12 protein-coding genes and 1 other annotated feature are annotated in these 13884 nt (G+C 55.1%); of the genes, 7 read left to right on the plus strand and 5 right to left on the minus strand.

Annotated elements, in window-relative coordinates; translation table 11 throughout:
• The first annotated feature begins 5 nt into the window (after positions 1 to 5).
• Entirely contained in the window at positions 6 to 1664 is a 1659-nt protein-coding gene (gene recN / locus B5F28_RS03705; RefSeq protein WP_087293515.1) for a DNA repair protein RecN, read from the plus strand.
• Positions 1665 to 1704: 40 nt separating this feature from the next.
• Positions 1705 to 1946: a binding site (T-box leader), on the plus strand.
• A gap of 67 nt (positions 1947 to 2013) precedes the next feature.
• Complete coding sequence (gene tyrS, locus B5F28_RS03710; RefSeq protein WP_087293516.1) at positions 2014 to 3234, plus strand: tyrosine--tRNA ligase; 1221 nt, start codon at positions 2014 to 2016, stop codon at positions 3232 to 3234.
• A gap of 86 nt (positions 3235 to 3320) precedes the next feature.
• On the opposite strand, the gene B5F28_RS03715 is transcribed toward tyrS, so the two are convergent.
• From B5F28_RS03715 to asd, 4 genes are all read right to left on the minus strand, one after another.
• On the minus strand, positions 3321 to 4541 hold the full coding sequence (locus B5F28_RS03715) for a CapA family protein (protein ID WP_164474882.1): 1221 nt from the start codon (positions 4539 to 4541) through the stop codon (positions 3321 to 3323).
• Positions 4542 to 4548: 7 nt separating this feature from the next.
• Complete coding sequence (gene dapB, locus B5F28_RS03720) at positions 4549 to 5307, minus strand: 4-hydroxy-tetrahydrodipicolinate reductase (protein ID WP_087293518.1); 759 nt, start codon at positions 5305 to 5307, stop codon at positions 4549 to 4551.
• 125 nt (positions 5308 to 5432) lie between these two features.
• On the minus strand, positions 5433 to 6320 hold the full coding sequence (gene dapA, locus B5F28_RS03725) for a 4-hydroxy-tetrahydrodipicolinate synthase (protein ID WP_087293520.1): 888 nt from the start codon (positions 6318 to 6320) through the stop codon (positions 5433 to 5435).
• 38 nt (positions 6321 to 6358) lie between these two features.
• Positions 6359 to 7438 carry an aspartate-semialdehyde dehydrogenase gene (gene asd, locus B5F28_RS03730; protein WP_087293522.1) on the minus strand — a complete coding sequence of 360 codons (1080 nt, stop codon included), beginning with the start codon at positions 7436 to 7438 and terminating at the stop codon, positions 6359 to 6361.
• A 231-nt stretch (positions 7439 to 7669) separates the two neighbouring features.
• Between asd and queA the strand changes: the two genes are divergently transcribed.
• The 5 genes from queA to B5F28_RS03755 all read left to right on the plus strand — a co-directional run bounded on the left by queA (position 7670) and on the right by B5F28_RS03755 (position 11603).
• The gene (gene queA, locus B5F28_RS03735; RefSeq protein WP_087293524.1) at positions 7670 to 8698 is read left to right on the plus strand and encodes a tRNA preQ1(34) S-adenosylmethionine ribosyltransferase-isomerase QueA; all 1029 of its coding nucleotides are present in this window, start codon (positions 7670 to 7672) and stop codon (positions 8696 to 8698) included.
• Positions 8699 to 8730: 32 nt separating this feature from the next.
• Positions 8731 to 9864 carry a tRNA guanosine(34) transglycosylase Tgt gene (gene tgt / locus B5F28_RS03740; protein WP_087293526.1) on the plus strand — a complete coding sequence of 378 codons (1134 nt, stop codon included), beginning with the start codon at positions 8731 to 8733 and terminating at the stop codon, positions 9862 to 9864.
• A gap of 90 nt (positions 9865 to 9954) precedes the next feature.
• Positions 9955 to 10284, plus strand: a complete 330-nt coding sequence (gene yajC, locus B5F28_RS03745) for a preprotein translocase subunit YajC (protein WP_206406354.1) — start codon at positions 9955 to 9957, stop codon at positions 10282 to 10284.
• A gap of 54 nt (positions 10285 to 10338) precedes the next feature.
• A complete protein-coding gene (locus tag B5F28_RS03750) occupies positions 10339 to 10764 on the plus strand; it encodes a TIGR04086 family membrane protein (protein WP_087293528.1) in 426 nt (141 codons plus the stop codon).
• A gap of 89 nt (positions 10765 to 10853) precedes the next feature.
• Complete coding sequence (locus B5F28_RS03755; protein ID WP_087293530.1) at positions 10854 to 11603, plus strand: hypothetical protein; 750 nt, start codon at positions 10854 to 10856, stop codon at positions 11601 to 11603.
• Here the strand turns inward: B5F28_RS03755 and B5F28_RS03760 are convergent.
• Positions 11589 to 12701 (minus strand): tyrosine recombinase XerC, encoded by a 1113-nt coding sequence (locus B5F28_RS03760; RefSeq protein WP_087293532.1) that lies wholly within the window; start codon positions 12699 to 12701, stop codon positions 11589 to 11591. The genes B5F28_RS03755 and B5F28_RS03760 overlap by 15 nt on opposite strands.
• Between the last annotated feature and the right edge of the window lie 1183 nt (positions 12702 to 13884).

Raw genomic sequence — 13884 nt, forward strand, 5'->3', positions numbered from 1 at the left:
GCTCCATGTTAACCTCATTACGAATCGAAAATGTTGCGGTAATTGAAAAAGTTCAGGTACAGTTCACCGCCGGACTGAATGTTCTGACCGGCGAAACCGGTGCCGGTAAATCGATTCTGATCGATTCCATCAGCGCCATTCTGGGCAACCGGATTAGCCGTGATCTGGTGCGTACCGGTGCGCCGAAAGCCTGTATCTGGGCCACCTTTGATCAGTTGCCCAAACAGGTGAAGATGCAGCTGGAGCAGGCCGGTTATGATGCAGGCGAAGAGCTGCTGATCTACCGCGAAATCACTGCGGAAGGGAAAAGCCATTGTCGCATCAATGGTATGCCCGCCACTGTATCGGTCCTTCGGGATATTACCGCCGGGTTGATCAATATCCACGGCCAGCACGATAGCCAGGGGCTGACCGACCCCGCGAAGCATCTGGGAATTCTGGATGCTTTTGCACAGAACCAAAATGAATTCAACGCCTACCGTAAGGTGTATAAAGAGCTTATTGCGGTGAAGCGGCAGGCTGATGCACTGCAGTTGGATGAAGCCGAAAAGCAGCGAAAGATGGAGCTCTTGCGTTTTCAGTTGAATGAGATTGAGGATGCCGCCTTGCAGATTGGTGAAGAAGAGCGCCTTATTTCCCGACGCCAGATTGTTTCCCATGCGCAAACCATCCTGGAGCAGATTGCTTCGGCTCACAGTGCGCTTTCCGGTGGAGATGAATTCTCCGGTGCAGCCGACCTGTTGGGAGGCGCCAACGGTTCGCTGGAGCAGGCCGCTGTTCTGGACGAATCCCTGCAGCCTCTGCAGGAGCGTTTGGCAGACCTTTATTACAGCGCCCGGGAGCTTGCAGTAGATCTGGCTTCCCGGCTGGATGACTATGGCTTTGACCCGGCTGAACTTGACCAGCTGGAGCAGCGTTTGGATACCATCTACCGGCTGAAGAACAAATATGGGGCCGATTCTGTGGAGGAACTTCTGCACATGGCAGAGAAATCCCGCGAGGAACTGGAACACATTGAGCGTGCAGACGAAACTCTGGAACAGCTGAACCAACAGAAGCAGGCTTTGTACAAGGAAGCCAAGCTTCTGGCTGAAAAACTCACCCAGACCCGTCTGAATTCGTTTGCGCGAATGGAACAACAGCTGGTGGAAGCCTGCACCTTCCTGAATATGCCCGGCACTCGTTTTGTATTGCAGCACAGTCGGGGACCTTTGGCCGGGTCCGGTCAGGATTCGGTGGAATTCTACATTTCCACCAACCTGGGCGAAGCGCCAAAGCCGCTGGCAAAAATCGCATCCGGTGGCGAGCTTTCCCGTATTATGCTGGCACTGAAGAGCGCACTGGCAGAAAAGGACGCCATCCCCACTGTTATTTACGATGAGATCGACACCGGTGTTTCGGGTCTTGCCGCCGGACGAATCGGCGAAAAGCTTCGCCAGACCTCCAAGGGCCGGCAGGTGCTGTGCATCACCCATACCGCACAGATCGCCGCACTGGCCACCAGCCATCTGCTGATCCAGAAAAACGTGGAAGGGCAGCGCACCTTTACCCAGATTCACCCGCTGGACCAGGCAGGTCGCGTACAGGAGCTGGCACGCATCATTTCCGGCGACCACATCACCGATCTGAGCCTGGCCAACGCCCGGGAAATGCTGTCGCTCTAACCCTTGACAACGCAAATGCTTTGCGCTATACTGCTAAATATCAAATGCAACGACGGGAAAAAGTAATTGCTCCGTTTGCGGCACAGAGAAGCTCTGGTTGGTGAAAAGGGCAGCGCAGCAAGCAATGAATACCTCCCTGAGCAGCAGGCTGAACGCCCTGTGGCAAGTAGGCTGTGCCGTGTGCGCCCGTTACCGCGCAGGAGTGTACTTTTGCACTCCGCAAGGCCCGTTTTCGCGAGAAGCGGGCGAACAGAGGTGGTACCGCGATTTTTCGCCCTCTGCCAAATTCAATTTTGGCAGAGGGCTTTTTCTATGCCTTTTGCCGCAAAGACACAGGAGGAGAATACACATGACTTTGTACGACGAGCTGGTTGCCCGCGGCCTGGTTGCTCAGGTGACCGACGAGGAAGAGATCAAGGACCTGATCAACAATGGTAAGGCCACCTTCTACATCGGCTTTGACCCCACTGCTGATTCTCTGCATGTGGGTCATTTTATGGCCCTGAACCTGATGCGCCGGATGCAGCGTGCAGGCAATCGCCCCATCGCCCTGATCGGCGGCGGCACCGCCATGGTTGGTGACCCTTCCGGCCGTACCGACATGCGCAGCATGATGACCACCGAGACCATCCAGCACAACTGCGAATGCTTCAAAAAGCAGATGAGCAAGTTCATCGACTTCTCGGACGGCAAGGCGCTGATGCTGAACAACGCCGACTGGCTGATGAAGCTGAACTACATCGAGCTGCTGCGGGAAGTAGGTCCCTGCTTCTCGGTCAATAACATGCTTCGTGCGGAATGCTACAAGCAGCGCATGGAGAAGGGCCTGTCCTTCCTGGAATTCAACTACATGATCATGCAGTCCTACGACTTCTATCACATGTTCCAAGAGCTGGGCTGCAATCTGCAGTGCGGTGGCGACGACCAGTGGTCCAACATGCTGGGCGGTACCGAACTGATCCGCCGCAAGCTGGGCAAGGATGCCTACGCCATGACCATCACTCTGCTGCTCACCTCGGAGGGCAAGAAGATGGGCAAAACCCAGAAGGGCGCTGTATGGCTTGATCCCGAGAAGACCAGCCCCTACGAATTCTATCAGTACTGGCGCAATGTGGATGACGCCGATGTGATCAAGTGCCTGCGCATGCTCACCGATGTTCCCCTGGAAGAGATCGACGCAATGGCTGATTGGGAAGGCAGCCAGCTGAACAAGGCGAAAGAGCTGCTGGCTTTCGAGCTGACCAAGCTGGTTCACAACGAAGAGGAAGCCACCAAGGCACAGGAGACCGCCCGCGGTCTGTTCAGTGGCGCTGCCGACATGGCCAACATGCCCAGCACCACTCTGACCGCCGATCAGCTGCAGGATGACCGCATTGGCATTCTGGACCTGATGATGGCTGCCAAGCTGGTTCCCAGCAAGCGTGAGGCCCGTCAGCTGATCCAGCAGGGCGGCATCCTGCTGGACGGCGAAAAGGTTTCTGATCCCACTCTGCCCGTTACTGCTGAGCAGCTGGAAAACGGCGTTGTGATCAAGAAGGGCAAAAAGACCTACCACAAGGTTCAGCTGTAAGCGCTGCCTCAGACAACGTAACTTTTTATTAAGAAAGGGCCGGAGCAAAATGCTCCGGCCCTTTCTGTCATTCGCAAATTTTTGATTTACTCGGGAAGCACCAGGAATTCCGAGTCTACATTTTCCTGAAGCATGGATGTAATATAGCTGAGCGAAAAGCCCGGGAAATTACCACGCACACCATGTGCGGAGGCAAGCTCATCGGTATAATCCCGGAGCAGATACATCCGGATATTGGCATAATGTGCGTCATAGTGATTGACCGTCGGATAGAACAACGGCTCTCGAATCACCGTGCTGGCCGTGCCGTCCGGCTGGGTGGTTTTTTCTACTGTGAACGTGAGAATCATCCCCACCATTGTATCGGCCGTGGACTGTGCGTTCAAAAAATTCCCCAGGGAATAGGCCACAAAAGCCTGCCGCCCATCCGCTGCTGTAAGCCACTGCGCAGTCTGCACCACATGGGGATGGGTACCGATGATTACATCGGCACCCCAATCGGCCATTTTCTGCGCCAGATCTTTCTGCGCCTGTGTGACCGAGTGGCTGCCCTCCACACCCCAGTGCACGCTGACCACCACCAGATCCGCCTCGCTGCGGGCTTGCTCCAGAAGCTGCTGCATCACATCCAGCTCACTGGTATAGATCACATGGGAAGGTGCATTGGCAGGTGTATTGATTCCATTGGTATGTTCCGTAAATCCCAGGTAAGCGATTCTTACGCCATCCACTGTCTGAATCACCGGTGCAGTGGCATCATCCGTATACAGCCCGGCGGTTGTCACATCCTCCGGCATAGCAGCCCAGAAGTCCGTGGTTGCCTGCAGGCCCTGCGCGCCTTTATCGTAGGTGTGGTTGTTGGACAGGTTGAACACCCGGAACCCCAGGTCATACAGCTGCCGTCCCATGTCTCCGGGCGTGGAGAAGCACGGATAGGTGCTGGGCTCCAGTGTATCGGTCACCAGTGTTTCCTGGTTGATCCAGTTCACATCAAAATCGCTGTAAAAGAACTTTACATTCTCGTAGCAATAGGAAAAATCATAACCGTCCGCTCCATTTGCCTGTGCTCGCCGTTTTGCCTGCTCATAGATACCATTGTGAATCAGATTGTCACCAGTGGCGGAAAAACGAAGCGTCTGTACCTGCGGGCCGGGCGTTGGGGTAGGGGAGGGAAGTGCTTCCTGCTCCAGCGTTGATTGGGCAAATGCAGGCTGTGCCTCCGTGCTGTTTTGGAAAAACCATACCGCACAAATCAGCAGGCAGCATACAGAAAGCACCATCAGAACGGCAGCAATCGTACGTTTCATAATAACCTCACAGCAGAGACCGCATCAAATCCTTCATATCGTAAAGACCATTTTTCTGACTGGTGAGAAAAACCGCCGCATTGATCGCGCCGTTGGCGAAGACCGCACGAGACCCGGCGCTGTGAGAGAGTGTGATGACCTCATCCGGACCGCAGAATAGAATGTCATGGTCACCCACAATGCTGCCGCCGCGAATCGTATGCAGACCCATCTCGTGGGGATCACGCTTCTGGCGCACGGAATGACGGTCATAAACATAGTGATATCGATTACCAGTGGCTTCATTGATCTCGTCTGCCAGAAGCAGGGCAGTTCCGCTGGGAGCATCCACCTTATTATGATGATGCTTTTCGATGATTTCAATGTCATAGTCCATCCCCAGTGCCTGCGCAGCCTTCTGCGCCAGCTCTGCCAGCAGGTTGATCCCCATGGACATGTTGGCGCTCTTGAAAACCGGAGCTTTTTCTGCGGTCTGCTGAATCAGCTCACCGCATTCCCCATCCAGTCCGGTGGTGCATACCACACAGGCGGTACCGGTGCTCTGGCAATAGCGCAGCATGGATTTGGTGGCCTCGGGGGTGGAGAAATCGATGATCACATCTGCCTTCACGTTCAGCTCCTCCAGGCTGGCCGCCACAGGAATCGGGCCGCTCTGTGCGGAAACATCCACACCGCCTACAATTCGGCAGTCATCCCGCTGAGCAATCAGCTCACACAGTACCTTGCCCATCCGTCCATTGATGCCTTGAATGATAATATCCGTCATTTTTCGTACTCCCTTTTGTAAAAATGCCCGGCGGAAGCGCAGGTGCGGCAAACAGCTTACGCCGTTGCTTCTGCGGCCAGCCGCCGGGCAGAAAACTTATAAAGTTGTAGTAGGCTTGATCCGAATCAAAGCAGACCGGTATCCCGCAATGCTTTTTCGATTCGGGCCAGATTTGCTTCGCTGGGCTCAACCAGGGGCAAACGGCAATCACCGGCATCCCAGCCCAGCATATTCATTGCAGCCTTCACGGGGATCGGGTTCACATCGCAGAACAGCGCACTGCACAGCTCACTGAACTCCAGCTGCATGGCCGCACTCTCTTTGATTTTGCCGTCAAACCAGAGCTGACACATCTGGTGCATCTGGGCGGGAGCCACATTGGCGGCCACCGAAATCACACCCTTGCCGCCAACCGAGAGCAGGGGAACCACTTGATCGTCATTGCCGGAATACAGGGGCAGCTCCTCGCCGCACAGCGCGGCGATCCGTACCACCTGGGCAATGTTGCCGCTGGCTTCCTTGAGGCCCCGGATCATGGGATGACGGGAAAGCTCCAGCGCGGTTTCCGGCTGAATGTTCACCCCGGTACGGGATGGTACATTGTAGATGATGGCAGGCAGATCGGTGGAATCCGCAATCGTGAAAAAGCTCTTTACAAGCCCGGCCTGACTGGTCTTGTTGTAGTAAGGGGTAACCAGCAGCAGCGCATCCGCACCCCGTGCAGCGGCTTCCTTGGACATCATCACTGCATGGGCAGTATTGTTGGAGCCGGTCCCGGCAATTACCGGAACCCGACCCTGGGCCGCCTCTACCACGCAGCGGATACATTCCAGATGCTCATCATCCTCCAGGGTTGCGGATTCACCCGTGGTCCCACACACGACCAGCGCGTCCGTGCCGCTTTCCACCTGAAATTCAGCCATCTTTTTCAATTCCGCAAAATTCACGGAGCCATCGGCGCACATCGGGGTAATCATGGCAACCGCACTTCCGGTGAAAATAAGCTCTTTCATCGCTGTCATCTCCTTTGGTTCAAATCAAATTGGTTCAATCAATCCAGATAGCCCTTGGCCGCCAGCAGCTCTGCCAGCAGCACGCCGCCGCCGGCAGCGCCCCGCAGGGTATTGTGGGAAAGGCATACAAACTTGTAATCGTACTGGGTATCTTCGCGCAGACGGCCGATAGATACCGCCATACCGTTTTCCAGGTTCCGGTCCAGCTTGGTCTGCGGGCGGTCGTTTTCCTCAAAATAGTGCAGGAACTGCTTGGGCGCACTGGGCAGCTCCAAACGCTGTGCCTCGCCCTGGAATGCAGCCCACCGCTCCAGAATCTGCTCCTTGGTAGGCTTCTTCTCGAAGCTCATGAACACGGCAGCCATATGGCCGTCGGAAACGGGGATGCGCAGGCACTGGGCAGTGATGGCAGGGGAGGCAGCCTTCACGATGCGGTCACCTTCCACATGGCCCCACAGCTTCAGAGGCTCCTGTTCGCTCTTCTCCTCCTCGCCGCCGATGTAAGGGATGCAGTTATCCACCATCTCCGGCCAGGTCTCAAAGGTCTTGCCCGCACCGGAAATCGCCTGATAGGTGCATACAAGCACGTTCTTCAGCCCGAACTCCTCCCGCAGGGGATGAAGCGCAGGAACATAGCTCTGCAGCGAGCAATTGGACTTCACGGCAATGAAACCACGGGTGGTGCCCAGGCGGCGGCGCTGGGCCTCGATGATCTGAGCGTGATCAGCGTTGATCTCCGGCACGATCATAGGCACATCATCGGTAAACCGGTTGGCACTGTTGTTGGAAATCACCGGGCATTCTGCCTTGGCGTATGCTTCCTCCAGGGCCTTGATCTCATCCTTCTTCATGTCCACAGCGCAGAATACGAAGTCCACCTTCTGGGCAACTTCTTCCACGTGGGAAGCATCCATCACCACAAGCTTTGCAGCATTCTGCGGCATCGGAGTAGGCATGGCCCAGCGGGCACCGACTGCTTCCTCGTAGGTCTTACCCGCAGAACGGGGAGAGGCAGCCACAACGACCAGCTCGAACCAAGGATGATTCTCCAACAAGGAAACAAACCGCTGACCGACCATTCCGGTGGCGCCAACCACACCAACTTGATACTTTTTCATCGCTTACATCATCCTTTCCGTTTCCCTCCCGGCATTTTCATTCTTATGCCGGCCCCCTTTGGGGTTATATCCGAGCAATTGTGCCGGATATAAAAAAAACCGGCTTGAAAACCGGCAACGTATGCAATATAATAAATTAGATTGCATAACACATGCACAGCGTTTCTGTGCTTTGTTCTAACTATAGCATTGCCGGCAGGTAATGTCAATGTAAGGAGAGGCAATATTTCTATGCTGAAAAAAGATTTCTGGTTCGACCTGCCGCAGGAACTGATTGCGCAGGAACCCTGCAGCCCCCGCGATGCCGCCCGGCTGATGTGCCTGGACCGTTCCAACGATCAGATCCAGCACCGTATTTTCCGGGATCTGGTGGATCTCCTGGAGCCTGGCGACCTTCTGGTGGTGAACAATTCCAAGGTGTTGCCCGCCCGTCTGATCGGCCAAAAGGAGCACACCGGCGCAGTGTGTGAGCTGCTTCTGCTGCGGCAGGAAAGCAACGACGTTTGGGAGTGCCTGGCGCGCCCCGGTAAGCGTCTCAAACCCGGCATGCGCATCCTGTTTGGCGACGGCTCCCTGATTGCCACGATTCAGGAGACCAAAGAGGACGGCAACAAGCTGGTTTCCTTCGAGCATAACACCCAGACCCTTTACGAGAAGCTGGACGAGTTCGGCAAGATGCCGCTTCCTCCTTATATTACCAAGCAGCTGGAGGATCAAAGTCAGTACCAGACCGTATACGCCAAGGAACTGGGCAGTGCAGCGGCACCCACCGCAGGTCTGCATTTCACCCCGGAACTGATGCAGAAGCTGAAGGAGAAGGGGATCGGCATCACTGAGGTTACCCTGCATGTGGGCCTTGGTACCTTCCGCCCGGTCAAGGAGGACGAGATTGAGGATCACCTGATGCACTCGGAGTGGTACAGTGTGAGTGAGGAGACCGCTCGACTCATCAATGAGACCAAGGAAGCCGGTCACCGAGTTATTGCCGTCGGCACCACCAGCTGCCGCACTCTGGAATCGGTGGCTGCCAAATACGGCAAAATCCAGGCCTGCAGCGGTGACACCAGCATCTTCCTGTATCCCGGCTGTAAGTTCCTGTGTCTGGATGGCCTGATTACCAATTTCCATCTGCCGGAAAGCACCCTGATCATGCTGGTCAGCGCCTTTTACGGCTACGACAAAACCATGGTAGCCTACAAGACCGCTGTGGAGCAGCGTTACCGCTTTTTCAGCTTTGGCGATGCCATGCTGATTCTTTGATTGTATAACTTATTCAGAAAGGAGCTCGGTTTATGCCCTATCGCTTGCTGAAAACCGAACACAACGCCCGGCGGGGCGAATTCGAAACCGTTCATGGCACCGTTCAAACCCCCGCATTCATGAACGTTGCCACGGCAGCCGCCATCAAAGGCGGTTTGAGCGCGTTCGATCTGAAAGACATCCATTGTCAGGTCATGCTGTGCAATACCTACCATCTGCATCTGCGGCCCGGTGATAAGCTGGTAGCCGAGATGGGCGGTCTGCACAAGTTCACCCGCTGGGATGGTCCGATCCTCACCGACAGCGGCGGATTCCAGGTATTCAGCCTTTCCAAGCTGCGCAAAATCACCGAGGAGGGCGTTACCTTCAACTCCCATCTGGACGGCCATAAGATCTTTATGGGTCCGGAGGAAAGCATGCAGATTCAGGCCAACCTGGGTTCCACCATTGCAATGGCCTTTGATGAATGCGTGGAAAACCCGGCGGAATACCAATACTCCAAGGCCAGCTGTGATCGTACTGTCCGCTGGCTCAAGCGCTGCAAGGCTGAAATGGAGCGCCTGAAGCGGGAAGGCCTGGCAGTCAACCCGGATCAGATGCTGTTTGGCATCAACCAGGGCTGCACCTATGAAGACCTGCGCGTGGAACACATGAAGCAGATTGCCGAGCTGGATCTGGATGGCTATGCCATTGGTGGACTGGCTGTAGGTGAACCCGCCGAGGATATGTATCGCATCATCTCTGCGGTAGAGCCTCATATGCCCAAGGATAAGATTCGCTACCTGATGGGTGTGGGCACTCCCGGCAACATCATCGAAGCGGTTTCCCGCGGTGTTGACCTGTTCGACTGCGTCATGCCCAGCCGCAATGCTCGCCACGGTCATCTGAACACCTGGAGCGGCATCATCAACATCAAGAACCTGAAGTACCAGAAGGACGAAAGCCCCATTGATCCGGAATGCGATTGCCCGGTCTGCCGTAACTTCAGCCGCGCTTATCTGCGCCACCTGTTCAAGTCTGACGAGATGCTGGGCATGCGCCTCGGCGTAATGCACAACCTGTATTTCTACAACCGCCTGATGGAGCGCATCCGTCAGGCTCTGGACGAAGGCAACTTCCAGGAATTCCATGACCGTTATGTGACCCTGCTGGATACCCGCATTTGACCAAATCTTCCCGCCCACAGGCTTGCATATCCGCTCGTTATCCGCTATAATAAACTTATTCGATTGAATTCGAGAGGAGTTTACAAACACATGGCACTGAATCTTTTGAGCACTTCCACCGACGCAATTTCCTTCTATAGCCCGTTCATCATGATCCTGGTCATGGTGCTGTTCATGTGGCTGTTCATCTACCGGCCCCAGAAAAAGCAGCAGCAGAAAGAGACCGAGATGCGCAATTCTCTGGAGATCGGCGATGAGGTTACCACCATCGGCGGTATTGTTGGCCGCGTGGTTGCCATCAAAGAGGACACCTTCGTTCTGGAGACCGGCAGCGACCGCACTAAGATCCGTTTCCGCCGTGCTGCGATCCAGTCCATCGAGAAGCTGAACATGGAAGCTACTCAGACTTCTTCCAAGTAAGCACGCATATAAAAACACCCTCTGCATAGAAATAGTGCAGGGGGTGTTTTTTCTATGCAAAAACGGACATCTGCTGAACACGCAGGCAAACAATTGCTGTTTTCCATCCTTTTTTCTGCAGGAACCGGTGCATTTGTCTGCGCCGGGACGCTTTGTCTTTTGGCCAAAATGATCGTTGCCGCGCAGCCATCCGCCTGGTGGGCCATTCCCATGTCTGCCATTGCTGTTATGGCGGGCTGCTTTGTAAGCGGATACTTTCTGGCCCGGCGGATGGGACAGAACGGTCTTTTTTGCGGGCTGTGCTGTGGGCTTTTTTTCTTTTTGATCTTCCTTCTCGCTGCAATGTTAAACGGCAGCTATGAGTATACCGCTTTTGCTGCCATCAAATGCGTGTGCTACAGCCTTGCAGGTGCTTTGGGCGGATATGTCGGCTTACTTTCCAGCGAGCGCACAAAACGAAAAATGCATGCTGTGCGCTAATAAAAAGAACCAGGGTGATTGCCCTGGTTCTTTTTATTGAATCCACCGCATAAAATAGTCCCAAAGAAATTGTAAAGAGGGACAAGCTTATGTGGACGTATCGAAATGAACAGGCATCCAATTCCGCAGCAATCGCAAATTCATCTGCACACACTTCTGCGAAAGCACCTTTCTCCGAAAAGGCATTCCAAAAAGGCTCTCACATCCCGGTAATGACCATCGAAAAAGCTTCACGTTCTCAACGTGCTATTCGTCCCCAAAAGCGATTCGGAGCGTTTGCGTTTGGGGCCCTGCTGTATCTGACAGGCGTGCTACTGGGCTCTCTCTGGCGCCCTGATCCAGACAGCTGGCTGTCGAACTATGCCCAGCACTATGTGGAGCTTCAAATCACCCGGCATCTGGAGCACCAGCTCACTCCGATCTTCTGTGCACAATTTCTAGCATTGCTTACTCAGCTTATGCTGGCCGCTCTGGCCGGCTTCTGTGCGTTCGGCGTCGCACTGCTGCCCGTACTCATCCTTTTAAAAGGAATTGGGGTAGGCTTTTTCACCGCCTGCCTGTATCTAGAATATGGTCTCGCGCAGGGAGCTGGCATGGAGTTCCTTCTTTTCTTTTTTCCGCAGCTTCTGGGGCTATTTCTGCTACTCAGTCAAAGTGTCGTTGCGTGGCGCCTTTCCCATGAGCTTCTGGCCGTGTGTATACATAACCGGGGTACTCGACCCTTAACGGAAAGCAAACGCGTTTTAAGCAGGCTTTTGCTTTGCTGCTGTGCCGCTTTGTTGCCCTGTATTCTTTCCTGTATATGCTCCGTTCTTTTTGCCGGATTATTCCTGGCCTGACAGCTCATCCTCCAGCTCTTCAAACAGCTCCGGAACCTCCGGCACGTCGGGCTCATCCTCAAGCTCTTCCTGCGGCATAGGCATATCCTTTTTCTGGGTAAATTCCACACGGGAAAGGGGAGTTGAGCTGGCAGCCGTGCGCAGCTTTTCCGTGTTGATGTGCGTGTAGATTTCCGTGGTGGAAACATGCTCGTGGCCCAGAATCTCTTTCAACTCCAGCATATCCACATTACCATGACGGTACATCAGCGTTGCTGCGGTATGCCGTAGTTTATGCGGTGAATAGCCTTTACCGAAAAGCCCGGCCAGCTTCAGGCAGCGCTCCACGATCTGCTCCACACGCCGCGCACCAATGCGTTTTCCGGTTCTGCGGGATACAAAAAGCGCATCTTTATCCTGAAGATTCATCAATTTTGCCCGGGCGGCACAATATCGTTCCAGTGCATGAATGCACGCCTGATTCAGATACACCAGCCGTTCTTTGTTGCCTTTGCCCACGATTCTGATGGTATCCTCCTGAAAATCACTCATGTTGATGCCCACCAGCTCCACCAAACGCATACCGCAATTGAGAAAAAGGGTGATGATGCAGTAATCCCGTTCATAAAAGTCGCTTTGTATATTTTTTAACAATTCCATACTTTCTTCCAGCGACAGATACTTCGGTAACGCGCGCTTGGTTGTGGGTACCGATACATCCTTCGCCGGATCATTGCTCAGCCGGTTGGCCTTAACCGTAAGGAAACGGTAAAGGCTCTTCACGGCGCTGAGCTTGCGCGCCCGGGCTGCTGGTTCGTTGAGCCGCTCATTTTTCAGAAAATACAGGTATTCATAGATGTCGCTGGTAGTAATGGAGCCGATGAAATCCAAATCCAGGCCGGATATATTGATCTCGTCAAAATCCGTATCCGGGGCCAAACCGCGATAACGCATCATGAAACGGAAAAAGGTACGAAGATCAATGTAGTAGCCATTGACTGTGCGCGGCGAGCGATTCAGAATTGCGCCGAGATAATTCAAAAAGTCCCGAACATCCCGCGGAATATCATCATACGGCGCATGACGATTTGGATGAAGCGGATTGATGTAAGTGCTCATAAGATAATCACATCCCAAAGTAAACTGACCATATTATTATAACAGAAACATTTGAATTTGTTTTTCATAAAAACAATGATTTTGCATCCAATTAATGCAACAGTCTGCAAACGGCCAATCTGAGCGTCGACGGCTCAGAACGGACCTAACCACAAGAAGCACCGCTTTTTCGCTCCCCTCTATTTCGCTAAATTTGCATTTAGCGAAATACTATGTGAGCCAAAAATATGGGCCCCTGCCCTGCATCTCTCGCAAGCTCTGGCCCTTCGCTGGCTTTGGCCGCCCCTATCGTCGGCCCCCTCATGGTTTCATAATACAGGCCCGTACAGCCGATTGCAACCGCATCCCAGGAAAGAGCGCGAATTGTCCATGAAATGAGACATTGCTCCATCACGGGCAGATTTTCATTTTTTGACAAACTGCGAAGGCAGCGGGCCGCACGCCTGGAGCCGGGCGGCCCGCGATCGCAGCCGCAAGCGGGCAGCGAACCGAAGGCAAAAGCCCCCACCCCCCGCCCGCCCCGTGGGGGCGGGTGCGCTGCTCTGGGGCCAGCGCTGGCGGCAGCCGGTGGCCCGGCGCGGCGGCAAGCCGATTTGACAAACCGCAGCCGGTGCGGTATAATGATGGTGCTGCGACGGGGCGGCGCAAGCTGCACCAATGGGAAAGACCCGGGGCCGAAAGGCTCCGGGTTTTTTCGTGTCCGTTTCGCGTAATCTCCCGCCAACTCAGCGCAAGACGGGGGGCCCCTTGCCGCTGCGCGGCAAGCCCTTTCCCCCCGGACCCCCTTCCCGCCCTGCGCGGGCGTGGCCGCCCGGCGTCGGCCCTTGCGGGCCGATCGGTAGCCCGGCCCACCATTTGGGCCGGGCATAAATGCTCCGCAGGCCCTGCGGGGCAAAGGTGGGTTGCTCACCGGCGGCCCGGCGCAAGGCCAAGCCGCGCAAAGCGCGGGGGCTGCGTCCGCCTTGCGCAGTGCCGCCAACTCGCCCGTTTATCTTTTGGGCGGTCGGTGCTCGGCCAAAAAAGGCCCCCCGTAGGGTGGTGGGGCCTTTTTTGCCCTCGGCCCAGCCAGCGCCCACCCGGTCCCCCGGGCGGGCACTGGCTGGCGTAGCCGCCCCCCGGCCCTGTGCTACGCACCGAGCCGGTCCGGGGGGCTGCGGGCGGCGGGGGCCCCCGGACCGCCCCA

The organism is Gemmiger sp. An194, assembly GCF_002160145.1.
Classification (GTDB): Bacteria; Bacillota; Clostridia; order Oscillospirales; family Ruminococcaceae; genus Allofournierella.

Coding starts and splice junctions, on each gene's coding strand:
- recN (WP_087293515.1), top strand. CDS start 6: ATGTTAACCTCATTACGAATCGAAAATGTTGCGGTAATTGAAAAAGTT.
- tyrS (WP_087293516.1), top strand. CDS start 2,014: ATGACTTTGTACGACGAGCTGGTTGCCCGCGGCCTGGTTGCTCAGGTG.
- B5F28_RS03715 (WP_164474882.1), bottom strand. CDS start 4,541: ATGAAACGTACGATTGCTGCCGTTCTGATGGTGCTTTCTGTATGCTGC.
- dapB (WP_087293518.1), bottom strand. CDS start 5,307: ATGACGGATATTATCATTCAAGGCATCAATGGACGGATGGGCAAGGTA.
- dapA (WP_087293520.1), bottom strand. CDS start 6,320: ATGAAAGAGCTTATTTTCACCGGAAGTGCGGTTGCCATGATTACCCCG.
- asd (WP_087293522.1), bottom strand. CDS start 7,438: ATGAAAAAGTATCAAGTTGGTGTGGTTGGCGCCACCGGAATGGTCGGT.
- queA (WP_087293524.1), top strand. CDS start 7,670: ATGCTGAAAAAAGATTTCTGGTTCGACCTGCCGCAGGAACTGATTGCG.
- tgt (WP_087293526.1), top strand. CDS start 8,731: ATGCCCTATCGCTTGCTGAAAACCGAACACAACGCCCGGCGGGGCGAA.
- yajC (WP_206406354.1), top strand. CDS start 9,955: ATGGCACTGAATCTTTTGAGCACTTCCACCGACGCAATTTCCTTCTAT.
- B5F28_RS03750 (WP_087293528.1), top strand. CDS start 10,339: ATGCAAAAACGGACATCTGCTGAACACGCAGGCAAACAATTGCTGTTT.
- B5F28_RS03755 (WP_087293530.1), top strand. CDS start 10,854: ATGTGGACGTATCGAAATGAACAGGCATCCAATTCCGCAGCAATCGCA.
- B5F28_RS03760 (WP_087293532.1), bottom strand. CDS start 12,701: ATGAGCACTTACATCAATCCGCTTCATCCAAATCGTCATGCGCCGTAT.